The 21427-nt window shown below is 68.1% G+C and carries 19 protein-coding genes; 4 read left to right on the forward strand and 15 right to left on the reverse strand.

Annotation, left to right across the window (positions count from 1 at the left end; all coding sequences use genetic code 11):
- The first annotated feature begins 240 nt into the window (after nt 1–240).
- Nucleotides 241–2403, forward strand: coding sequence for an NEW3 domain-containing protein (locus ACTHNC_RS16790; RefSeq protein WP_440295765.1), 2163 nt, complete (start codon nt 241–243; stop codon nt 2401–2403).
- A gap of 59 nt (nt 2404–2462) precedes the next feature.
- On the opposite strand, the gene ACTHNC_RS16795 is transcribed toward ACTHNC_RS16790, so the two are convergent.
- The 6 genes from ACTHNC_RS16795 to ACTHNC_RS16820 are packed head-to-tail and all read right to left on the reverse strand — an operon-like array spanning nt 2463 to nt 9217.
- Nucleotides 2463–4019, reverse strand: a complete 1557-nt coding sequence (locus tag ACTHNC_RS16795) for an inositol monophosphatase family protein (RefSeq protein WP_440295766.1) — start codon at nt 4017–4019, stop codon at nt 2463–2465.
- Nucleotides 4016–5140 (reverse strand): ABC transporter ATP-binding protein, encoded by a 1125-nt coding sequence (locus tag ACTHNC_RS16800; protein WP_440295767.1) that lies wholly within the window; start codon nt 5138–5140, stop codon nt 4016–4018. Before ACTHNC_RS16800 ends, ACTHNC_RS16795 begins: the two co-directional genes overlap by 4 nt.
- A gap of 12 nt (nt 5141–5152) precedes the next feature.
- A complete protein-coding gene (locus ACTHNC_RS16805; RefSeq protein WP_440295768.1) occupies nt 5153–6043 on the reverse strand; it encodes an ABC transporter permease in 891 nt (296 codons plus the stop codon).
- Nucleotides 6043–6993, reverse strand: a complete 951-nt coding sequence (locus ACTHNC_RS16810; RefSeq protein ID WP_440295769.1) for an ABC transporter permease — start codon at nt 6991–6993, stop codon at nt 6043–6045. The genes ACTHNC_RS16805 and ACTHNC_RS16810 overlap by 1 nt, the downstream gene beginning before the upstream one ends.
- Nucleotides 6990–8147, reverse strand: a complete 1158-nt coding sequence (locus tag ACTHNC_RS16815) for an ABC transporter substrate-binding protein (RefSeq protein ID WP_440295770.1) — start codon at nt 8145–8147, stop codon at nt 6990–6992. The genes ACTHNC_RS16810 and ACTHNC_RS16815 overlap by 4 nt, the downstream gene beginning before the upstream one ends.
- Nucleotides 8144–9217 (reverse strand): carbohydrate kinase family protein, encoded by a 1074-nt coding sequence (locus tag ACTHNC_RS16820; RefSeq protein ID WP_440295771.1) that lies wholly within the window; start codon nt 9215–9217, stop codon nt 8144–8146. The genes ACTHNC_RS16815 and ACTHNC_RS16820 overlap by 4 nt, the downstream gene beginning before the upstream one ends.
- A gap of 225 nt (nt 9218–9442) precedes the next feature.
- On the opposite strand from ACTHNC_RS16820, the gene ACTHNC_RS16825 reads away from it, so the two are divergent.
- Nucleotides 9443–10228 (forward strand): DeoR/GlpR family DNA-binding transcription regulator, encoded by a 786-nt coding sequence (locus ACTHNC_RS16825; RefSeq protein ID WP_440295772.1) that lies wholly within the window; start codon nt 9443–9445, stop codon nt 10226–10228.
- Complete coding sequence (locus ACTHNC_RS16830; RefSeq protein WP_440295773.1) at nt 10225–11595, forward strand: 6-phospho-beta-glucosidase; 1371 nt, start codon at nt 10225–10227, stop codon at nt 11593–11595. Before ACTHNC_RS16825 ends, ACTHNC_RS16830 begins: the two co-directional genes overlap by 4 nt.
- Here the strand turns inward: ACTHNC_RS16830 and ACTHNC_RS16835 are convergent.
- Together ACTHNC_RS16835 and ACTHNC_RS16840 are read right to left on the reverse strand one after the other, a co-directional pair.
- Nucleotides 11573–11926 carry a YciI family protein gene (locus ACTHNC_RS16835; RefSeq protein WP_440295774.1) on the reverse strand — a complete coding sequence of 118 codons (354 nt, stop codon included), beginning with the start codon at nt 11924–11926 and terminating at the stop codon, nt 11573–11575. The genes ACTHNC_RS16830 and ACTHNC_RS16835 overlap by 23 nt on opposite strands.
- A gap of 166 nt (nt 11927–12092) precedes the next feature.
- Nucleotides 12093–12263: a hypothetical protein gene (locus tag ACTHNC_RS16840; protein ID WP_440295775.1), complete on the reverse strand. Its 171-nt coding sequence runs from the start codon at nt 12261–12263 to the stop codon at nt 12093–12095.
- 373 nt (nt 12264–12636) lie between these two features.
- On the opposite strand from ACTHNC_RS16840, the gene ACTHNC_RS16845 reads away from it, so the two are divergent.
- A complete protein-coding gene (locus ACTHNC_RS16845) occupies nt 12637–13176 on the forward strand; it encodes a hypothetical protein (RefSeq protein ID WP_440295776.1) in 540 nt (179 codons plus the stop codon).
- 12 nt (nt 13177–13188) lie between these two features.
- On the opposite strand, the gene ACTHNC_RS16850 is transcribed toward ACTHNC_RS16845, so the two are convergent.
- The 7 genes from ACTHNC_RS16850 to ACTHNC_RS16880 all read right to left on the reverse strand — a co-directional run bounded on the left by ACTHNC_RS16850 (nt 13189) and on the right by ACTHNC_RS16880 (nt 21407).
- Nucleotides 13189–13791, reverse strand: coding sequence for a GNAT family N-acetyltransferase (locus tag ACTHNC_RS16850; protein ID WP_440295777.1), 603 nt, complete (start codon nt 13789–13791; stop codon nt 13189–13191).
- Nucleotides 13792–13824: 33 nt separating this feature from the next.
- Nucleotides 13825–15243: a multidrug effflux MFS transporter gene (locus ACTHNC_RS16855; RefSeq protein WP_440295778.1), complete on the reverse strand. Its 1419-nt coding sequence runs from the start codon at nt 15241–15243 to the stop codon at nt 13825–13827.
- 156 nt (nt 15244–15399) lie between these two features.
- Nucleotides 15400–16293 (reverse strand): 1-phosphofructokinase family hexose kinase, encoded by an 894-nt coding sequence (locus ACTHNC_RS16860; protein ID WP_440295779.1) that lies wholly within the window; start codon nt 16291–16293, stop codon nt 15400–15402.
- A 119-nt stretch (nt 16294–16412) separates the two neighbouring features.
- Nucleotides 16413–17621 (reverse strand): ROK family transcriptional regulator, encoded by a 1209-nt coding sequence (locus ACTHNC_RS16865; protein ID WP_440295780.1) that lies wholly within the window; start codon nt 17619–17621, stop codon nt 16413–16415.
- 127 nt (nt 17622–17748) lie between these two features.
- A complete protein-coding gene (locus tag ACTHNC_RS16870) occupies nt 17749–19185 on the reverse strand; it encodes a GH1 family beta-glucosidase (RefSeq protein WP_440295781.1) in 1437 nt (478 codons plus the stop codon).
- Between the two features lie 313 nt (nt 19186–19498).
- Nucleotides 19499–20620, reverse strand: a complete 1122-nt coding sequence (locus ACTHNC_RS16875) for a Gfo/Idh/MocA family protein (RefSeq protein ID WP_440295782.1) — start codon at nt 20618–20620, stop codon at nt 19499–19501.
- A complete protein-coding gene (locus ACTHNC_RS16880; RefSeq protein WP_440295783.1) occupies nt 20613–21407 on the reverse strand; it encodes a ThuA domain-containing protein in 795 nt (264 codons plus the stop codon). The genes ACTHNC_RS16875 and ACTHNC_RS16880 overlap by 8 nt, the downstream gene beginning before the upstream one ends.
- Nucleotides 21408–21427 lie beyond the last annotated feature (20 nt).

A 21427-nucleotide genomic window follows, 5' to 3' on the forward strand; every position in this document is an offset into this window, starting at 1 on the left:
GCGTCACCTCCGGGTCAGCACCCCACCGTACGAGATGGCTTCCGAGAATCCCATGGGTTGACGCGGCTCCTGGCCGGGGTTGACGTTCGGCACCACACCATGGTTCCGATCGCGCTGATTGATAATTCGATCACCAAATTGAGTGAAAGTGACCGCTTTTCCCCATTTCCAGTCACGACGTTGCGGGCCTAGTGTGTGAAGCATCCTCCTTTTGGGGGCCACACGAACAATGGAGATCGCATGGGAAAGGGTCGTACTGCCGCGCTTGCGAGCGCAGCGGTCATAGCTGCCGGACTGCTGGCAGCCCCGAATGCGGTGATGGCCGCGACGGTGCCGAGTTCGAGCGCCGCAACCGCAACCGCGTCGTCATACAACGGTCTGGCGCTCACCCCGCCCATGGGGTGGAACGACTGGTCCTACTACCAGTGCAACATTGACGAGAAGCTGATCCTGGACCAGGGAGCGGCGCTCGTCTCGAGCGGCCTGGCGAAGAAGGGCTACAACACCGTCACGATCGATGACTGCTGGATGCAGTCCCGCGACCCGAGCGGCGTCCTGGTCGCGAATCCCACCACCTTTCCGGACGGCATGAAGTACGTCGGCGACAAGCTGCATGCGATGGGATTGAAGTTCGGGATCTACGAGGACTCGGGCACGTACACGTGCGGTGGTTACCCCGGCAGCTGGGGTCACTACAAGCAGGATGCCGACACGTTCGCCTCGTGGGGCGTCGATTACGTGAAGCTGGACGGCTGCAACGTTCCTTCCGTTGCGGGCCAGACCGCGGCTCAGACATACATCGACGCGTACAACCAGTTCAGCCAGGCACTCGTCGACACGGGCAGGCCGATCGTATTCTCCGACTCCGCGCCCGCCTACTTCCAGGGCACATCCGACTGGCAGGCCGTGATCTCAGCATCGAGCAAGGTGGCCAACCTCTGGCGAGAGGGGGCCGATACCGCCCTCGGCCAGCAGAGCGCAGCAGCGAAGTGGAGCGCGATCGCGTACAACTACTCGTACAACGAGCCGCTCGGGCAGTACGCCGGTCCCGGGCACTGGAACGACCCCGACTTCCTGCTCGCCGGCGACTCCGGCCTGAGCACGACGGAGATGCAGAGCCAGATGTCGTTGTGGGCGGAAATGGCTGCGCCGCTGATCAGCAGCACAGACCTGACGAAACTGTCGCCCGAGGCACTGAAGGTGCTCGGTAACGACCGGATCATCGCGGTCGATCAGGACCGACTCGGCGTGCAGGGTCACATCGTTCAGCAGGGCACCGGATACGACGTGCTGACCAAGCCGCTCGCCAACGGAGACGTCTCCGTCGTGCTCTTCAACAAGGGGACGTCATCCCAGACGATCAGCACCACCGCTGCCACGGTCGGCCTCGCAGGATCCGGCCCGTTCACGCTCACCGAGCTGGTCACCGGAGAGCAATCGGTGACAAACGGCGTCATCTCCGCCGACGTCCCGGCTCACGGCACGGTGATGTACCGGGTGCATCGCGGAGCCGGCAAGAAGCTCGCCCCGGCGGTCTCGCTGTCGTTCACGAATGGCTCGGCGGATGCCGGTGCTGCCCGCGCCGTCGACGTCACGCTGACGAACAACGGACCGACGATGATCAACGAGGCGGATGTCGTGCTCGCCGTTCCCTCGGGATGGACCGTTACCGGGTCGCCGGCGACGGCTCACCTCATCCGCCCGGGAGGGTCCGCGACCGAGTCGTTCACGGTGACCGGCCCGACTCCGCCGCCCGGACCGCACACGGATGAGCTCACAGCGACCGTCACCTACCGCGCGGAGAGCACGACCGCGACCGTCACCGGCGTCGACGATCTGTTCAGCAATGTGCCGTATCCCAACCTCGCTGCAGCTTTCAACAACGTCGGTGTGACGGACCTGTCGAACTACACGGTGGGGAACTTCGACGGCGACGGCAACAGCTTCTCGGCCGAGCAGCTGAAGGCCGCCGGTGTCGTCCCGGGCAGCACGATCACCTTCGGCGGAGCGACCTTCGCATGGCCGAACGCTGCGGCTGGCACGAATGACAACGTCGAAGCCGCTGGACAGACCATCGAAGCGAGCGGATCGGGCAGTAAGCTCGCGTTCCTCGGATCCGAGGCGGGCGACGTGCAAGACACGGTCACGGTCACCTATACCGATGGCACCACGTCGACGGGCCAGCTCGGGTTCCCCAACTGGTCGTTCTCCTCGGCGACCGAGTTCGGCTCCCAGGTGGCGATCTCCACGCAGGGCAGGAACACGCCGAGCGGTTACGCGGATTCCGCGTACGCCTACCGCGTGTTCTACAACTCGATCCCGCTGGACTCCGGAAAGACCATCGCGTCGGTGACGCTGCCGTCGAACGCATCGATCCACGTGTTCGCCTTCGCGGCTCAATAGGTCGCGGCAGTCGGCATGAGCGTGTCCGCGGCATCCTGGTCGGGTGCTGCGGACATCGCTCAACCGGCGGGCTGTTCCTCCGCGATCGACGCCTTCCACTCCGCGTAGAGCGCGTCGGCGGCGAACGGTGCGGCCGCGAGCACGCCTCCGGATGCCGGGAACGACGTGGGCGACCCGTCCTCACCGAGTACCACTCCGCCGGCCTCCTGCACGATGAGGATCGCCGCGAGGTGATCCACCGCACCGAATGAGCCGATCACCGCGCCCACACCGCGGCCGGCGGCGACGCCGGTCAGCGTGAGGGTGCCGGAGCCCATGATCCGCATGGTGCAGTAGCGATCGCCGAGCCGGCGGAGCAGGGCGAGCATGCCGGGCCACGGATGCTGGTTCGCCAGCTCCGTGCTGACGATGCGCCCACGTAGAGGGTCGCCTTCGGGTGCCACATCCGCGAGACGAAGCGGATGCCCGTTCGACCGCGACCCTGCTCCCCGCCTCGCGTCGAAGACGTCGCCCCGCCACGGGTCGGCGACCACGGCGACGACGGGCTCGTGGTCCACCACGAGGGCCAACGAGAACGCGTTCCACGGCACGCCGTTCGCGAGGTTCGCCGTGCCGTCCACCGGGTCGAGATACCAGCACGGCACACCGCGGCGCTCCTCGCCGCCGAACTCCTCTCCGACGAAGTCGTGATCGGGGAACTGCGCGCCGATGACCTCGCGCACCTGCCGCTCGACCGCGGTGTCCACTTCGGTGACGAGGTCGGCGGCATCGCGCTTCGTCGAGATCGTTCCGAGGTCTGCGCCGCTCGTGAACTCCACCGCCCACTCGGCCAAGGATCGAGCGACCGCGTGGGCGCGCTCGAGCTCCTCTGCGGTATCCGCTGCTCTCCCGCCCGCGGTACCCGACCCGTCCTCGACGTCCGCCGCGATGGTCTGGAATCGGCCGAGCCGGTTGGTGGTCACGGTATCCACTCCTGTTCTGATCGCCCAGCGCATGACCGCGTCGTCGTCGACGGTCCACACGGTCACGTCGAGCCCGAGTCGGTGGATGTCGCCCACGAGTCCCGGAGACATCACGGCGTACGGCGTGTTGATGCACTCCGGTCGAAGGTCGCCGAGGTCATCATCGGTGGGCGCGGTCGTGCGGCTCCACGGCATCCAGATGCGCGCGTCGGGGTCCAGCGCCCTGATGGTGCGCATGCCGCCGAGATCGCCGCACCACGCGATGGACGCGTCGACCGGCGCCGTCGCCGCGACCACCGCGTGAGCGGGAGCGGCGAAGGATGCGTCATCCATGTCGATCAGCAGCGTCGAGTCTGCGCCGTCGAAGAGGCCGAGCACCTCGGCGAGCGACGGCGGGCGATGGTCCGCATCGCCGAGCGCGAGCACCTGATCCCACGTCGTCTCCGCCACCGGCTGCTGGAGGTCCCACAGCCGTTCGAACGTCGGGTCGTGCACCACGACCACGTGTCCGTCGCGGGTGACGCGCACATCGATCTCCACGAACCCGGCGCCGGATTCGATCGCCGACCGGATCGCCGGCAACGTGTTTTCTCGGTACCGACTCGAGTCGCCGCGGTGCGCGGACGCCCGCACGCGCAGCCCGGTCGCCGTCATCGGGTGGATGCCCCGTCGTTCACCGTGACGCGCTCGCGTGCCGGCTCGGCCGTGCCGGCCTGAAGCACGCCGTCCTCATAGCGCAGGGCGCGGACGATGCGCGAGTATCCGCTCTCGCCGATCGCGGGCGCCTCGCCGGAGACGTACGCGCGCAGCGTGGCATCCGACCGGCGCAAAACGAGCTCGTTGAAGTGCCCGCGCGGGATGACCCGCTCGACCACGGCCTCGACGCCACCGGGCATCGGCTCGCGGTGGAACGCGACGTCTTCGGGCCGAACGGCGGTCGTCTCATCGCCCGGCACGATCATCCCGTCGCGCAGCGACCCCTCGACCATGTTGATCGCTCCGATGAACGTCGCGACGAACGTGGTGCGCGGCTGGGCGTACAGCTCTGCCGGGGTGCTGTACTGCTCGATGCGGCCGGCATTCATCACGGCGATCCGGTCGGAGACCGACATCGCCTCGTCCTGGTCGTGCGTCACGATCACGGTCGTGATCCCGAGCCGTTGCTGCAGCTCGCGGATGTCTTCCCGCACTTTGACCCGCAGCTTGGCGTCCAGGTTGCTGAGCGGCTCGTCGAGCAGGAGCAGCTGCGGCTCCTGCACCAGCGCCCTGGCCAGCGCAACACGCTGCTGCTCACCGCCCGAGATGCGTCCCGGCCTGGAGTCCCTGTGGTGCAGCAGGTTCACGAGCTCCAGCGCGTGGTCGACCCGGCTGGTGACCTCAGCGCGCGGCAGCTTGCGCAGGCGTAGCGGGAAGGCGACGTTCTTGAACACCGTCATGTGCGGCCAGAGCGCATAGTTCTGGAACACCATCGCACTCGGCCTACGCTCCGGCCCGAGCCTCGTGACATCCCTGCCCGCGACCTTGATCGAGCCACTGTCGGGGGTCAGGAACCCCGCGATCATGCGCAGCGTCGTGGTCTTGCCGCATCCGGAAGGCCCGAGCAGCGACACCAGCTCCCCCTGCCGCACCGCCAGGTTGAGGTCGTCGATGATCGTGCGTCCGCCGAGCACCTTGTTCAAGCCTTCGATGCTCAGGCCCTGCTCGTCGCGGCTCGTGGCGCCGGCGGTCGTCTCCCGGCTCTGTTCTGCGGTGTCGCCGTGGTCAGGCTCGCCCATGGTGCACCCCTTCTATCTGATCTGGAAGCCCTCTGCCAGCTGTCCACCCATGATGTGCTTACGGGCGACGAGCAGGAGGACAACGGACGGAATGGACAGCAGGATCGAGAACACAGCCGCGACCTGCTTCGGGTAGTTCAAGACCAGCGTGTACATCTCGGTCGGCATCGTGAAGTAGTCGGGCGCACCGACCAGGTACGTGCCTTGCGCCTCGTCGAACGAGGCCAGGAACGACATCACGATGGCGACGAGAATGCCCGGCAGCGCCATCGGAAGAGTGATCCGGAAGAAGACCCGCAGCTTGGATGCGCCCGCGTCGCGCGCCGCCTCCTCGAGACTGCGTGGCACGGCCGAGAACGCGGCTGCCGGGATCCACGTCATGAAGACGATGGTGCCCAGCAGCTGCACGATCACGATGCCGACCACCGTGTTCATCAGGTTCAGCGCGTAGAACAACGACGCGAGGGTCGCGAACAGGCCCATCTTCGGGAACGCGTTCGTCGCGAAGAGCCCCACCAAGAACGTACGCCTGGCGAAGAACTCATGCCGGGCGAACGCGTACGCGGCAGGCAGGCAGATCACAGCGGAGCACAGCACCACGATCGGCGAGATCACGAGCGAGTTCTGCACCGCCGCGCCGAGGCCCGGGTCGCTGAAGACGGTGCCGAACCAGTGCAAGGTCCAGCCGTCCGGCCACAGGTTCGGGAACGTCCAGCTGGTGGCGAACGCGTGCACGGCCAACCACGCCAGCGGTCCGAGGATGAACAGGATCATGAACGCGGAGAACAGCACGATGAGCGTTCTGCCGGCGATCCGGCTCATCAGCGGGCTGCGCTCCTGGAGCTGAGGCTCCGACCGGTCGCGTTCGACCGGCGGCGTCGTGCGATCGGTGACCGCGCTCATCACGCCCTCCCCTGTTCCTTGGCGCTGCGGAAGTTCGCCCATACGTAGAACGCGCCGATCGCGGCCGCGACGATGAAGATCGTGAACGCCATCACGATCGACTGCTGCGGCCGGTTGAACGCGGTGAAGTAGCTCGTGAGCATCACACCGAGCATGGTCGGGGCGTTCGGACCGGTGAAGTACGGCACCGTGAACGACCCGATGACGCCGATCGCGGTGAACGTCGAGGCGATCACGATCGGCACCGACGACATCGGGATCAGGATGCTGAACGCGATACGCGCGCGGGAGGCGCCGGCGTCCTGCGCGGCCTCGATCATGGCATCCGGGATCGACTGGAACCCCGAGGAGATCATCAGCACCGCGAACGGCAGCGACGTCCACACCGAGCCGATGACGATCGCGACGACCGTGTAGCCCCACGTCGGGCCGACGAGGCCGACGGAGGCGAACACGCTGCGGATGAAACCGTCGCCGGCGTAGAACGTGAGGATCGCCCACGACGCGATGACCACCGGGATGAACAGCGGAACGACGGCGAGACCGGACAGGAGCGTGGCGAACCAGCCGCCCCGCATGCGCAGGTAGAGGCCGATACCGATAGACATGCCGAGCACGAGCACGGCGCTCACGATCGTGACGACGACCGTGACCGCGAGGTTCGTGAGGAATTGAGTGTCGCCGAAGACGTCGGCCCATGCCGCCAGCGTTCCCCACCAGTCCGTCGCCTTGTGCACCTGCTGTCCCACCAAGGAGACCACGGTGTTGAGGCCGCCGGTGAAGCCGAGGCTGAACCCGAGCGCGAGGATGACCGGTAGGCCGACGAAGAGCACGACCAGCACGATCGGCGGCAGGGCCATGAGGAACCCGGCCACCGAGAGCCTCGGGGTGCGCTTGACCCCGAGGCTCTTGGTGTCGCTTCTCGAGCGACGCGCGGTGGAGACCGTCACTTGCCGGGCACCTGCTGAGACCACTGCTGGTTCATGTCGTTGTTCATCTGTGCCTGGTACGTCGGGCGCAGCTTGTCGATCTGCGCGTTGGCGAACTCGGTCTGGATCGACTGCGGCAGCTCCTTCAGCGGGATCACCGGGTAACCGGCGACCGACTCGGAGATGGATGCCTGCGCCGATGGCGTGAGCAACCAGTTCAGCAGCTTGTAGGCATCCTTCGCCCGCGGCGACGCCTTGAGAACGCCCAGGTACGAGGCCCCGCCGGTGAGCGACGGCGTGGTCTGGGTCGCCTTGATGTTCTTCGGGATCTGACCGCTCTGCACCCCGGAGGTGAACTGGTCGGACCAGACCGGCGCCATCAGGATCTGGCCGCTGGAGAGCAGGTCGAGCACCTGGTTGTTGCCGTTCGGGTAGACGCCCTGCTGATACACGTAGGGGTTCAGGCTGCGCAGTGTCGCCCAGCCCGCGTTCCAGTCGGTCTCGAGGTTGGGCTCGTACGAGGTGACCATCTTGGCGCGGTCGGCCGACGGGATCGACTTGTCGAGCACTGTGGTCACGAACGCGCCGCCGCTACCGCCGGACGCGGGCGAGCAGTACGTGAACTTGCCGGGGTTCGCCTTGATCCAGGCGAGCAGGTCGTCGACCGTCTTCGGCGGCGACGAGACCTTGTCGCTGTTGTACGCGAGAAGAACGGATGACGCCCGGTACGGCACCGAGTTCGCCCCGCCAGGCTGGCGGATCGACTCGGGCACCTTGGAGAGGTTCGGGATCTGCTTCGGCGTCGCGGTCGCGAGCAGTCCGCTCGTGGACAGCTGCTGCACGAAACCGGCGTCGACGATGTCGTAGCCCGGGTCCCGCTTCTGCACGGTGGCAGCGGTGATCTTGGCCACGGTCTGCTGGTCGTGTACGCCGTGCAGATCGAAGTCGACCTTGACGGTGTACGACGGGTTCGCCTTCTCGAAGGCGGGGATCAGCGTCTTCTGCCACAGGTCCTGGATGTTCGTGTCTGCGCTGACGAAGACCGTGAGCGTGTGCTTGGACCCCGAGCTGCTGCCGCTCGGCGCCTGATTCGCGCTCTGCACGCATCCCGCGAGAGCAAGTGCGACGGTGGCCGCCAAGGCTCCCGCCATCACTCTCCGTCGTGTTGTTTTCATCGCTGTCCTCCTGCCTCCGGGTGGCGAGTGCCCCAAGCCGGTTCCTCGCCTGTGATGGTGATGTGTCGTGTCGTGGTGTGCTGGGCGCCCCATGCCGCGATCGGTTCCCAGTGCTCGTCAGGGAGCTCTGCCGGCAGCGCCGCCGCGAGATCCTCGCGACGAGGTGCGCTGGATGCTCCGCCCAGCGAGCGGACGGATACCGAGGCGGCCATCGTGGCGAACCGCAGAGCGGTCGGCAGCGACCAGCCCTGTTGTTCGGCCACCATGAACGCCGCGGTGAAGACGTCGCCGGCCCCCGTCGGGTCCAGCGCCGCGACGCGCGGTGCTGAGACGCGGGTCACGCGGCCGCCTCCCGAGTCGACAGCGAGCGCTCCGTCCGCACCGAGCGTCACGATGACGAGACCGACCCGATGCGCCAGCACTCGGGCCGCCGCCTCGACGTCGTCGCTGTGCGTGTAGGCGAGCGCCTCGTCCTCGTTCAGGATGAACGCATCCACGTTCTTCAGGCGCTCCAGGTCGCTGCCGTCCCATGCGCCGGTCACATCCCAGCCGACTCCGCCGTAGACACGGGCGCCAGCCGCCCGCATCCGCACGACCCAGTCCGCCTCCGCATCGGCCAGGTCGACCTGGCAGCAGCCCGCGACGGGCACGTCGCCGCGGAGCACGGCAGGCATGGCGGACGCCTCGTCCTCGTACGTGACGAAGCTCCTGTCGCTGCCCTCGGTCATGGCGGCCGTGACCGCAACCCGGGCCGACGGATGCTCCTCGACCCAGTCGGTACTCAGCCCCGGCTCGCTCTCCAGCAGCGAGCGCACCAGTCGGCTGGCCGGATCCGTGCCGAGCACCGCGACGATGCCGGCATCCATCCCCAGCCGAGCAGCTGCGATGGCGCGCGTCGCGACACCGCCAACGGTGAGCACGAAGTCGGATGCGTGCACCTCCTGCCCAGGACCGGGCACCGGGACGTCGGCGAACACCAGGTCGCAGTAGAGCCGACCGCCGAAGGCCGCGTCGATCCCCGCCGGGGCGGCTTCGATGCCTGCGCTCGGTGCGAACCTCTGCTCTTCCACGTGCGTGCTTCTCCACTCGGGTGCGCATTGCGGAACTGATCGCGCGGAATGTGACATTCTTTGACTGGCTTTGAGCATAGGCGCGCGATATGCCCCCCGGTCAAGGGATGTCAGGACATTTTCTCAAACCGTTACCGCTCGTTCAGCTCGGTTCTGCCCCGTCTTCCTGGTCTCTTCCTGCGCGATTCACGCAAACTCGGTCATCCGGCGGATAAACTCGTGCCCATGATTTCGAAGGCCCGGCGTACACGGATCCTCGACGCACTTGCCGTCGACGGGTCCGCTTCCGTGCGTGAACTGGCCGAACGTCTCGACGTGAGCGAGTCCACCATCCGCCGCGATCTGCAGCGGCTCGACGAGAACGGCGAGCTTGTGCGCACGTACGGCGGCGCGGTCGTTCAGCCGAGGGCCACCTCGGTTCAGCCGGGCGACCCGGAGCGCCTCGAAGACCCGTGGACGGTGGGGGACGACACCGAGGCATCCCTCAAGGCGGCGATGGGCAGGGCTGCGGCCGACCTCGTCGCAGACGACCAGGTCGTGCTGCTCGACATCGGCACCACGACGTCGTTCGTCGCCAGAGCCCTGCGCGGGCGCCCGGTCACCGTCATCACCGGGAACGTCGCCGCCTTCGACGAGCTGCGCGACGACGAGGCCGTGCGACTCGTGCTGCTGGGCGGGGTCTTCCGACGCAACTACCGCAGTCTCGTCGGATCGCTGGCGCAGAGCGCACTCGACCAGGTGAGCGCCGACATCGCGTTCCTCAGCTGCACGGGCGTTCGGGAGAACGGCTCGGTGGTCGACGACATGGCCGTCGAGGCACCGATCAAGCAGCGGATGCTCGCGGTCGCCGATCGCAGCGTGCTCATGGCATCCGACCGCAAGTTCCCGGGCACGGGCTCGCTGCGGCTGTGCTCGCTGGCCGACGTGGACACGCTCGTGACCACTGAGGGAGCGAATCCGAACACGACAAGGCTCTGCACGGAGGCAGGCGGAACGGTGATCGTCGCATGAAGCTCGCCATCCTCGGCGGCGGAGGATTCCGCACGCCGTTCGTGTACCAAGCGCTTCTCGGCGACATCGGCCCGCAGCGCGTCACCGAGGTGGCCCTTCTCGACAGCGACCGTGACAAGCTCGACGGCATCCGCCGCATCCTCGACGAGCTGGCTCAGGGACGCACGGATGCCCCGCGTGTCGTCACGACGATGGATGAGCGTGAGGCGATCGAGGACGCGGACTTCGTGTTCGCGGCCATCCGGGTCGGCGGGATCGCCGGTCGCCGGCACGACGAGCACGTCGCACTCGACCTGGGAGTGCTCGGGCAGGAGACGACGGGGCCGGGCGGCCTGTCGTATGCGCTGCGCACGATCCCCGTCATGAGGCACTACGCCGAAGTGATCCGCGAGTACGCGCCGGGCGCGTACCTGCTGAACTTCACGAATCCGGCCGGCATCATCACCGAGTCGCTGCAGCCGATACTCGGCGACCGCGTGCTCGGCATCTGCGACACCCCGTCCGGTCTGGTGCGCCGTGCGGCGACGCTTCTCGGACTCGAGTTCGACCGCCTGCAGCCCGACTACCTCGGGCTCAATCACCTCGGCTGGATGCGCCGCCTGCTCTACGACGGCGTCGACGTGCTGCCGGCGCTCCTGGCCGATGGCGAACGCCTGGAGTCGCTCGAAGAGGGCGAGGTGTTCGGCGCGGAGTGGATCCAGGCACTCGGCGCCATCCCGAACGAGTACCTGTACTACTACTACTTCAATCGCGACGCCGTGCAGAACGTGCTCTCCTCCGGCCTCACCAGGGGCGACTTCCTCGCCCAGACACAGGACGAGTTCTTCCACGGGCTGGCCACCGAGGCCGGCTCAGCCGTCGAGCGCTGGCGGGCTGCCGTCGCGCGGCGCGACGCGAGCTACATGGCGGAGGCGAAGGGCGGCACGCAGGATGCCCCGGCGCGCGCGCCGCTCTCAGACCTCGACCCCGTCATGCAGGGATACGCGGGAGTGGCGCTCGACGTCATGCACGCGATCAGCCGCAACGAGCGTTCGACGATGATCCTCAACGTGCGCAATCGCGGCGCGATCCCCGGCATGCCCGACGACGCCGTCGTCGAGGTGCCCTCGCTCGTGGATGCCGGGGGCACGCATCCACTGGCGACCGCCGCCCCGAACGCGCACCAGCTGGGGCTCATGCTGCAGCTCAAGGATGTCGAGCGACACGTCATCCGCGCCGCGACTACCGGGGACCGCGACGAGGCGCTGCTCGCGTTCGCGCTGCATCCGCTCGTGGACTCGGTGACGACCGCGGAGCGCTTGCTCGACGGGTACATCGCCGCGATCCCGGAGGTCGCGGCGGTCTTCACCGAACGACGAGCGGGATGACCTCGACGCCGCTGTGGTCTGCGCGAGTCTCCGCCAGCAGGCTCGCGAGCGCGATGGCATCCGCCTTCTCGGGCACGTCGATGAGGTAGAAGCCGCCCAGCATCTCCTTGGTCTCGGCGAACGGCCCGTCCACCGCGGTGGGCTCGCCGCTGCTCGAGGCACGCACCGTCGTCCAGTCGCCGCGACCCTCGAGCTGTCCAGCGGCCAGGATGGCCGTGCCCGCCTGTTCCCGGAAGCGGCGGTGTCCTTCGTCGATGGCGGCCCAGTCGTCGGCGGTCATCGCATCCCACCGCTGCTCGTTTCCGCTGATCGCGATGAAGTACTCGGCCATGTGTCGTCCCTCTCTGCTTCCGGTGACGAGCACTTACGCATCGTCACGGAGACGTCGAACGGCGGTCGCCGGTTTCGACACGAAGGTCAGTGTTCGCGCTTCGCGCTCCGACTGACTCCATCGCCTCGGCCAAGCGAGCAAGCTCGCTCGGCTCTCGGCTCAGTCCTCAGTCGAGCTTCGTCAGCACCGTCATCGGGATCCAGAACGAGAGCGCCATGGCGATGATCCCGCCGAAGAACGTGAGGCCTTCCCAGCCGGTGGCCTCGGGCGCATAGCCCATCAGCGCCATGCCGCCGAGGAACAGCACTCCCGACACGATCAACGCGACCACATTCATCCGGAACACTCCCAGTCTGCCGGCACCTCGAGCCGTCGGTGCCTGAATTCCAACCTACCCGGTCGGATGCGCCAGTGTCAGCGCGGCATCCGATTCCGCCGGTTCCGGGCATCGATTTCACGGATGCGCGCGCTCAGAGGTGTTGCGGGGCGGAATGGGGGTTCTATCCACGGGCGAATGTCGCTAGTGTGGCCCTCAACGTCGCGCTCATGCGGATGGCACCGGCTCGAGCGGCGACGACGCGATCGGGCGCCTGAGCCGCCGCCCATCGCCGTGGACCCCAGGTCCGCGACCACGGCCGTTTCGAGAGCGGCCCCTATTTGAATGCAAGTCCCCAGCGAGGCGGAGGAGCTTTGTGCTTTCCGAGCAGGTGATGACGACCGAGACACACGTGTTGCGTCCGCATCGGCACCTGCTCGCCAGCGGGGTCATCGCCGCGCTCGCCCTGACCACTCCGCTGTTCGCCGTGGCGTACTGGCTGACGATCGGGAGTGGCGGATGGCAGATCACGCTCGCCGTGCACGTGCTCGTGGCCGTCGTCGCGATCCTCGCCGTGCTGCAATTCCGCCGGACGAAGGTGGTCGTCTCCCCCGAGGGAGTGCGGGAGCGGGGCTTCCTCGGGCGCGTCTCCGAGATCCCGGAGCGCGAGATCGGTGCACTGTGTCTCGTCGAGATCTACCGCGACAACGCGCTCGACACGCAGCCGAACCTCTTCATCCTCGATCGCGCGGGCGTGCCGAGCATTCGGCTGCGGGGGCAGTACTGGTCCCGCGCCGACATGGAAGACCTCGCTGATGTGCTGGATCGTCCGCTCGTCGGTCCGGAGGAATCCGTGACGCTGTCCGAGCTGCGCTCGACGCAGCCCGGATGGCTGTACTGGTTCGAGCGGATCCCGCTGCTCACCTGGATGTGAGCGGCACCGAGGTCAGTCGACGGTGTCGATCCTCAGCCCGACGCGAGTCCCCGTGGCGCTGGAAGGGAGCGGCGCGAAGCCGAGGCGCCGGTAGAACGCGCCGGCACCCACGTTGTCGGCTCCGTACTCCAGCCACAGGCCGGGCACCCCTCGCGACCGCAGTTCCGTCGTCAGCGTGCGCACAAGCATCCGCCCGAGGCCCTGTCCCTGGAGGTCGGGCAGCAGGTCGATGTGCAGGTGCGCGGGGTACTCGTCGAGCTCCGGAATGAGCATCCGTTCCGGCCGCCGGCCGTCGCGCACGAAGCGCTGGGTCGGGCTGTCCTCACCGGTCAGCGGGTACTTCGCCTCGAACCCTGGCAGCCACTCCGAGCGCAACCGGTCGACGAATGCGGCGGTGTCGGCGACGCCCAGGATGTACCCACGAGCGCGACCGGCCACATCGACCACGAACGCCGTCTCGGGCGCCAGGTCGACGTACGGCAGCGCGTAGATGTCGGGGAGCACGTCGTCGTTCTCGAGCCAGCCGGTGGCATCCTTGCCCGACCTGCCGGTCCCCAGACAGATCTCGTAGATCGCATCCCGGTCGCTGGGTCGGTACGGACGGATGTCTGCCACGGCTCTCCTTTTCGTCGTTCCTCAGGTGCCGGCTCAGTGTGCGAGCGCCGGCACGGTGCGCGGCCGCACCACGAACCAAAGGGAGCAGACCGACACGAGCGAACAGGCGAGCATCACGATACCCATCGGCGCAGCACTGGCCACGCCGAGCAGGCCGACGAGCGGGGAGATGAGCCCCGCGATCGCGAAGTTGGATGCGCCCTGCAGCGACGCCGCAGTGCCGGCCTCTGCACCGTGTCCGTTGAGCGCGAGCACCTGAACGCACGGGAATCCGAAGCCGCAGGAGGCGATGAAGAACCAGAGCGGGACGATGACGCCCCAGATGCCACCGGAGCCGGTGCTGCCGAGAATGACGATCAGCGCGGCCGCGATGGTCATCGTCGCGGTCGATACCGAGAGCACCCACTGCGGCCCGAACCGCTTGGCCAGTCGCGCGGCCGTCTGCACGCCGATGATGATGCCGACCGAGTTCGCGGCGAACAGCGCGCCGTACTGCTGAGCGTCGAACGAGTAGACCATCTGAAAGACGAACGAGCTCGACGACAGGTAGGCGAACAGCCCGGAGAAATTCATCGCGCTGACGATGACGATGCCGACATAGATGCGGTCGCTGAGCACGGACTTGAATCGCTGCCCCACGCTCGAGTGCCCAGCGGCGATACGCGCCTGAATGGGCCGGGTCTCCACGATCCAGAGCATGAGACAGGTCAGCATCACGGCGCTGTACGCGGCGATCACCCAGAAGATGCCGCGCCACGGCATGATCAGCAGCAGCTGCGAGCCGAGCACGGGCGCGATCACCGGGGCGAGGCCGTTGACCAGTGCGAGGCGGGAGAGCATCGTCACCAGGCGGTGCCCGCTGAAGAGGTCGCGCACCATCGCCATCGCGACCACACCACTCGCGGCTGCCCCGAGGCCCTGCAGCAGACGGAACAGGCTGAGCAGCTCGACGTTCGGCGCGAGCGCCACTCCGAGCGACGCGAGGATGTGCACGGCCGTGGCGAGGATGAGCGGCATGCGGCGCCCGACCTTGTCGCTCCACGGGCCGACGATGAGCTGCCCGAGCCCGAAGCCGACGGTGGTCGCGGTAAGGGTCAACTGGATGATCGCGGTCGAGACGTGGAAGTCGCTCTCGAGCTTCGGCATCGACGGCAGGTAGGTGTCCATCGTGAAGGGGCCGAGCGCGGTGAGCGCGCCGAGGATCAGGATGTACGAGAGCCGCTTACGCGTCGGCAGCGCGTCGCCGGGGTGCACGACGGACGCCGGTGCGGTAAGCGGCGAGCGGCGACCGCGCGCCGCGGGCTCGATCGTCGGGATGCCGCCCGTCGGCATGCCGGCGGTGATGCCGACGACCGGGATGCCCGAGGTCTGCGTTTCGACGAAGTCGGCGTCGTCCTGCTCGGACCGGTCGGACGCGGAGACGACGGGGATGGGTTTCGTGGCGGTAGACATAGTTCTTCTGCGTGAGTTCGCGGCGAGTGCTTCAGAGGGATCGAGACGCGAATCGACGCCGCTCCGAGTCGGATGAATGGGTGTCGGATGCGCGGCGTCGAATCGATTCGAGACCAGTCTAGCGGACGCCGGCTGGGCAACAACAGGGGGTGACGCTTAGTCAGCGGCGAGACGGCCCTGGCCTGCGACGAGGGCGTTGCGCTCCCCCGCGCTCGCGGCCGCGGCGAGCGCATCCTCCGCAGAGTCACCGCGCTCGAACGCCGCAAGGAGCCCGCCGAGGAACGCGTCGCCGCTGCCCGCCGGGAATCGGCCGCGCCGAACCGACGCGGGCACCGACGTGCGGATGCTCCCCAGCAGCGCGGACGACCCCGCGACCCCATCGGTGACCACGGCGTCGCATCCGTAACGCTCGCGGAGCCGGTCGCAGGCATCCGCCGCTGTCTCCAGCTGGATGCCGAGGAGTTCGGATGCCTCGCGCCGGTTCACCTTGATCAACTCCGCGGCGGGGGCGGTCGCGCGAAGCCCGTCGCCCGAGCCGTCGACCACGACACGGGCACCTCTCCTACGCAGTTCGGACAGCAGCGATCCGAGTTCGTCGTGCGGCACGCCGGGAGGGACGGACCCGCTGAGCGCGACCCACGGCCCACCGCCGGTGCTGGCCGTGGTGACCGCTCGGCGGGCGGCCGCGGCATAGGCTTCCCACTCGTCGGGTTCGAGCTCGGTGGCGGGTTCGTACAGGTCGGTGCTCGTGGCAGACTCGGCTCGCTCGACCACCGCGATGCAGGTGCGCGTCACGCGGCGCAGCGGCACGACGGTGGCAGCCACGCCGTCCTGCGCGAGCATCTCGGCGACCCATTCCCCCGTCGCGCCACCCAGTGCCGCCAGCGTGCTCACCTCTGCGCCGAGCGCGGAGGCCGCTCTTGCAACGTTCAGCGCCTTGCCGCCCGCGACTCTCGTGACGGCGAACGGCCGGGTGATGTCGCCGACGTTCAGCTCGTCGACCTCGTAGGTCACGTCGAGGCTGGCGGAGAGCGCGAGCGTGATGATCATGTGCGGCAGCCTAGGCGGGGCTTTCGCGGCTCGACCACTCGGGAGGGGCTTCGATCACGCGAGTGAGCGAAGGGCCTGGTTTCGATACGCGGCTGCACCGCTACTCAACCAGCAGAGGGTCAGCGGTGCAGGGCAGTGGGGTCGGCGATGAGCCTCGTGAAGGCGAGCTCCGCCGCGCCCACCGTGAGCACCTCGGGGCCGAGCTCGGCGCGCACGATGTCGACCTGCTCCGCGGATGCCGTCAGCGACTGCTCGCGCACGGCGGCGTCGAGAACCTGCGGCGCGGCATCCAGCAGCACGCCCAGGAATCCACCGAGCACCACCCGCCGCGGATTGAGGATGTTCACCGCGTTGCGGATGGCCACCGCGAGGTAGCGCAACTGGCGCTCCACCTCGGCGCGGCCTGCGCCGTCGAGCCTGCCCATCGCCTCGTCGAGCCCATCCGCGTCGTCAAGCCCGAGCACATCGAGAAGGCGGGCCTGCGAGACCTCGGTCTCCAGGCATCCGATCGCGCCGCAGTGACATCGGGACCCGCCGGAGTTCACCAGGGTGTGGCCGAGTTCGCCGGCGTAGCCGGAGCTTCCGGCCAGCGGAAGGGCGCGGGTGATGACACCGCCGCCGATGCCGCCCGGTCCGCCGTTGAGGTAAATGAGGTCGCCGATGCCGCGCCCCGCGCCGAACAGGTGCTCCGCGTTGGCACCAAGGCTGGCGTCGTTGGCGACCAGAGCCGGCAGTCCCGTCGCCTCTTCGAGGAGCGCGGCGAACGGCTCGTCGGCCCATTCCAGGTGCGGGGCCATGCGCACGACGCCGTCCGCCTCGCGCACACTTCCCGGCACCGCCGCGCCGATGCCGGTGGCCCGGAGTCCCGAATCGAACAGCGCCTTGAAGCCCTCCAGCACGTTTGCGACGATGCGGGCGGCCTCCTCAGCGGTCGGCGGCTCGGCGGTCGCGTGCCGCACGCGTCGGTGCACCGTGCCGTCGAGTCCGACCAGTCCGACGTTGACTCCGTCGACCTCGGGGTTCACCGTGACGACGACGACCTTCGGGTTGGCGACGACGATCGGACTCGGCCGGCCGACGCCCGTCGACTCCCGCGGCTCCTGCTCGGAGACGAGGCCCAGTGCGGCGAGTTCAGCGACCAACGCACCGATGGTGGAGCGGCTCAGCCCGGTCGCCCTGGTGAGCTCCGACCGGGAGCGTCCCGCGATGCCATGCACCAGCCGTAGCACTGCGCCGAGGTTGTGCTGCCGCACGCCGTCGAGATTGCTCCCGAGAGAGGGGCGCGTTGGGACGGCATCCGGCGACGGCGCCGAGAGAGCTTCGGTCACCTGAGGCAGCCTAACGGCATTCACGTTCGGCGACCGAACTTATTGGCCTCAGAACCAGACCGCTACACAAATCGGCATCCGCCACAGCTTGTTCGTGTCGCAGATGCCGATTCCTGTAGCGCTTGCGTCACGCGGGGATCGTCCGGGTCGCCGCGAGTTCCGAGTACCAGGCGGAGCTGTCCTTTGGCAGGCGCTCGAGCGTGTCGTAGTCCACGCGCACGATGCCGAACCGCTTGGAGTAGCCGAAGCCCCACTCGAAGTTGTCCATCAGCGACCACACGAAGTAGCCGCGCAGGTCCACGCCGTCCTTCAGGGCGCGATGCGCCGCGGTCAGGTGGCGACGCAGGTAGTCGATGCGGTCCGCGTCGTGCACAGCGGCACCGCTCTCCTCGTGCGAGACGACATCCGCGAACGCCGCACCGTTCTCGGTGATCATCAGCGGCTGCTGCGGGAACTCGTCGCGCAACGAGACGACCAGGTCGTAGAGGCCGGCGGGCTCGATGTTCCAGCCCATCTCGGTGTACGGCCCCGGCTGCTCGAGGAACTCGACCCGGTCGGCCCCCGGCCACGGCGATGCGCCGACATCCTTGTGCCCGTCGGCGTGCTGTCGCTCGCTCCTGCCGTCCCACAGCCGCACCCGGTTCGTGGAGTAGTAGTTGACGCCGAGGATGTCGATGGGCTGGTTGATCGTCTGCAGGTCGCCCGGCTGCACGAACGACCAGTCGGTCAGCGCCTTGGTGTCCTCGAGCAGGTCGGCCGGATACTCGCCCTTCAGCATCGGATGCGTGAACGCGCGGTTGCCGAGCGCGTCGATCTGCCGTGCCGCCTCGGTTCCGGTGTCGCCCTCCGGGCGGATCACGTGCAGGTTCAACGTCACCGAGTACTGCGCGTCGTCGTTGGAGACGGTCGCGCGCAGAGCCTGCAGCGCCAGTCCGTGCGCGAGGTTGAGGTGGTGCACTGCGCGCAGGGCGTCCGCTCCGTTCGTGCGCCCTGGCGCGTGCGCGCCCGACGCATAGCCGAGGTAGGCGGAGCACCACGGCTCGTTCAGCGTCGTCCACACCGCGACGCGGTCGCCCAATCGATCACCAATGGCGGCGGCGTAGTCCGCGAACGCGTACGCGGTCTCGCGGTTCGGCCAGCCGCCCTCGTCCTCGAGCACCTGCGGCAGATCCCAGTGGTAGAGCGTCGCGACCGGCGTGATGTCGCGCTCCAGCAGCCCGTCCACGAGCCGCGAGTAGAAGTCGACGCCCTTCGGGTTCACCTGGCCGCGCCCGGTCGGGATGACCCTCGGCCACGCGATCGAGAACCGGTACGCGTGCAGTCCGAGGCGCTTCATCAGGTCGAGGTCGGCCTCGAGGCGGTGATAGTGGTCGTCAGCGACGTCGCCGTTGTCGCCGTTCCAGACCTTGCCGGGCGTGTGACTGAACGTGTCCCAGATGGACGGCAGCCGGCCATCGTCCTTGACGGCACCCTCGACCTGGTACGACGCCGTCGCCGAGCCGAACACGAACGAATCGGGGAACTGCAGACCGCTGTCCCGGAAGTCGTCACTACCTTGAGCCATGTCATTCCTGCCTGTGTGCACGGGGTGCGCATGACGCACGGATGCCGCGCTGAACGGATGTCGGGTCACGCCTTCGAGAGAGCGCTCCCCGATCACACTAGCGCGGCATCCGATGCGTCCGGCCATGCGGGTCGAAACGATTCGTCCTGTCACCGGCCGACCATTCCCGTCCGTAACTCCTGCTCGAACGACCGGCACGTTGGCGACGGCCGCATGGTTCCGCGGGTCGCTCCCGGGAGGTGCAGCGTTCTGCAGGAGTTATGAACGTCGGCGGCGGCGACAGCGGGCGGCGTCGACGATCGGCCCGCGGCGCCTACCAGGTCGCGGGCGTGGAGCCCAGCGGCACGGGCGCGGGGCGGTCCACGGTGCTGGCGATCTCGACCACGCTGTGATCGGCTGCTGCGCGCAGGATGCCGTCCATCACCTCGAGCACGTGGAACGCGAGCTCCCCGCTCGCCCGGTGCGGCCGATCGGTCTCGATCGCCCTGGCCATGTCGGCCAGACCGAATCCGCGGCCGGAGTCGGCCCAGCCGGCGGAGACCGGCACCGTCTGCCACTCGCGTGTCGCGGCCGGCGCGATCTCCACGTCTCCGTCGAACCGGTTGGGATCGGGCACGGCCATGGTGCCCTCTGTACCGAACACCTCGAACAGCGGCGCGCGCGACTTCCACACGTCGAAGCTCACCGTCACGGTCGTGGTCAGCCCGTTCTCATGCTCGAGCAGAGCGCTGACGTGAGTGGCGACATCCACCGGGATCGCGGTGCCGGCGAGCGGCCCGGTCGCCACCGAACGCTGCCGCGACGACGTCGTGGCCACGCCCGAGACCCGGGCGATCGGACCGAACAGCGTCACGATGCTCGTCAGGTAATAGGGACCCATGTCGAACAGCGGCCCGCCGCCCGGCTGGTAGTAGAAGGCGGGAGCCGGATGCCACAGCTCGTGACCTGGAGCGCTCCAGTGGATCGCCGCGGCGATCGGCTCACCGATCGCGCCGTCGTCCAGCGTCTTGCGCGCGGTCTGGATGCCCGTGCCGAGCACGGTGTCCGGCGCGCTTCCCACCCTGAGCCCCTTCTCCGCGGCGAGCGCGAGCAGCGGCTCCGCCTCCGCCGGGGTGAGGGCGAGGGGCTTCTCGCCGTACACGTGCTTGCCCGACTCGACGGCGCGAATGCCGATGGCGGCGTGCGCCTGCGGAATGGTCAGGTTGAGCACGGCGTCGATGCCGTCATCCGCGAGCAGCTCGTCGACGGTCAGCGCGCGTACGGTCTTGCCGCCCTCGCTCTGCTCGGCCGCGACCTGAAGGGCGCGCTCTTCGTTCACGTCGGCGACCGCGACCAGCTCGAGGTTCGGCAGGTTCGGGATGTGCGTGAAGTACTGCGAGCTGATGTTGCCGACGCCGATGACGCCGAGCCGCAGAACACCGGATGCCTCACTCATCGCCCGCACCCGTTCCCTGCGCGTTGGCGGCGGTGAAGGCGCCGGACTCGACGTCGGCGGCGCTCGGGGCGGGCTGACCGGATCCGCGTGCCGCCCAGAGCATGCCGCGCTCGATGATGCCGCGCACGTTCGGATCGTTCACGACCTCGAGCTTGTGCCCGGGCGCCGAGACGAAGATGCGTCCCTCTCCCCACAGCCGCGTCCAGATGGCGGGCGCCGTGACCGGCCGGTGCCAGGCATCCCACGGCCGCACGGCCTGCGTCGTCGTGGCCAGAACGTCGTTCAGCTCGTCGCTGAGCACCCAGTACTGCTCGGTGACGAGGTCGAAGTCCTCGACGCCCGCCGTGATCGGGTGCACCTTGCCGAGCTCGGTCATGTGAACGGTGTAGGGGATGTAGTTGTCGGACTGCTCGCCCGCCAGCTCCTCTTTCGGCGCTCGGTTCGCGTGGTGCGCGAACTGGCCGCCGATCATGTGCAGGTAGTCGGCCGTGTTGCGGTAGGAGTCGGCGATGCCGCCGTGCCAGCCCGCCATTCCCATGCCGCCGCGCACAGCACGGTCGAGACCGGCCATCTCCTTGTTCTCGATGGAGTTCATCGTGTTGATCTGCACGAGCAGGTCGACGGTGTCCATGTAGGCCTCGTCGGTGTAGATCGCCGGCGACTCCTCCACGCGCACCTCGAAGCCGTTCTCTTCGAGGAACGGGATGAACGAGTCGGTGGTCTGAACGGGTTCGTGCCCGTCCCAGCCGCCGCGCACGATGAGGGCGCGACGTGTTGCGTCAGTCATTTTCTGCTTTCGGTTGGGTA

Origin of the sequence: Humibacter sp. (genome assembly GCF_051954055.1) — a bacterium.
Classification (GTDB): Bacteria; Actinomycetota; Actinomycetes; order Actinomycetales; family Microbacteriaceae; genus Humibacter.

What these genes read in the sequence shown, in the direction of transcription:
- ACTHNC_RS16815 (WP_440295770.1), bottom strand. Translation starts at nt 8,147, where the DNA reads ATGAAAACAACACGACGGAGAGTGATGGCGGGAGCCTTGGCGGCCACC.
- ACTHNC_RS16800 (WP_440295767.1), bottom strand. Translation starts at nt 5,140, where the DNA reads ATGGGCGAGCCTGACCACGGCGACACCGCAGAACAGAGCCGGGAGACG.
- ACTHNC_RS16855 (WP_440295778.1), bottom strand. Translation starts at nt 15,243, where the DNA reads ATGTCTACCGCCACGAAACCCATCCCCGTCGTCTCCGCGTCCGACCGG.
- ACTHNC_RS16790 (WP_440295765.1), top strand. Translation starts at nt 241, where the DNA reads ATGGGAAAGGGTCGTACTGCCGCGCTTGCGAGCGCAGCGGTCATAGCT.
- ACTHNC_RS16875 (WP_440295782.1), bottom strand. Translation starts at nt 20,620, where the DNA reads ATGAGTGAGGCATCCGGTGTTCTGCGGCTCGGCGTCATCGGCGTCGGC.
- ACTHNC_RS16870 (WP_440295781.1), bottom strand. Translation starts at nt 19,185, where the DNA reads ATGGCTCAAGGTAGTGACGACTTCCGGGACAGCGGTCTGCAGTTCCCC.
- ACTHNC_RS16880 (WP_440295783.1), bottom strand. Translation starts at nt 21,407, where the DNA reads ATGACTGACGCAACACGTCGCGCCCTCATCGTGCGCGGCGGCTGGGAC.
- ACTHNC_RS16830 (WP_440295773.1), top strand. Translation starts at nt 10,225, where the DNA reads ATGAAGCTCGCCATCCTCGGCGGCGGAGGATTCCGCACGCCGTTCGTG.
- ACTHNC_RS16835 (WP_440295774.1), bottom strand. Translation starts at nt 11,926, where the DNA reads ATGGCCGAGTACTTCATCGCGATCAGCGGAAACGAGCAGCGGTGGGAT.
- ACTHNC_RS16845 (WP_440295776.1), top strand. Translation starts at nt 12,637, where the DNA reads ATGACGACCGAGACACACGTGTTGCGTCCGCATCGGCACCTGCTCGCC.
- ACTHNC_RS16840 (WP_440295775.1), bottom strand. Translation starts at nt 12,263, where the DNA reads ATGAATGTGGTCGCGTTGATCGTGTCGGGAGTGCTGTTCCTCGGCGGC.
- ACTHNC_RS16860 (WP_440295779.1), bottom strand. Translation starts at nt 16,293, where the DNA reads ATGATCATCACGCTCGCGCTCTCCGCCAGCCTCGACGTGACCTACGAG.
- ACTHNC_RS16795 (WP_440295766.1), bottom strand. Translation starts at nt 4,019, where the DNA reads ATGACGGCGACCGGGCTGCGCGTGCGGGCGTCCGCGCACCGCGGCGAC.
- ACTHNC_RS16825 (WP_440295772.1), top strand. Translation starts at nt 9,443, where the DNA reads ATGATTTCGAAGGCCCGGCGTACACGGATCCTCGACGCACTTGCCGTC.
- ACTHNC_RS16805 (WP_440295768.1), bottom strand. Translation starts at nt 6,043, where the DNA reads ATGAGCGCGGTCACCGATCGCACGACGCCGCCGGTCGAACGCGACCGG.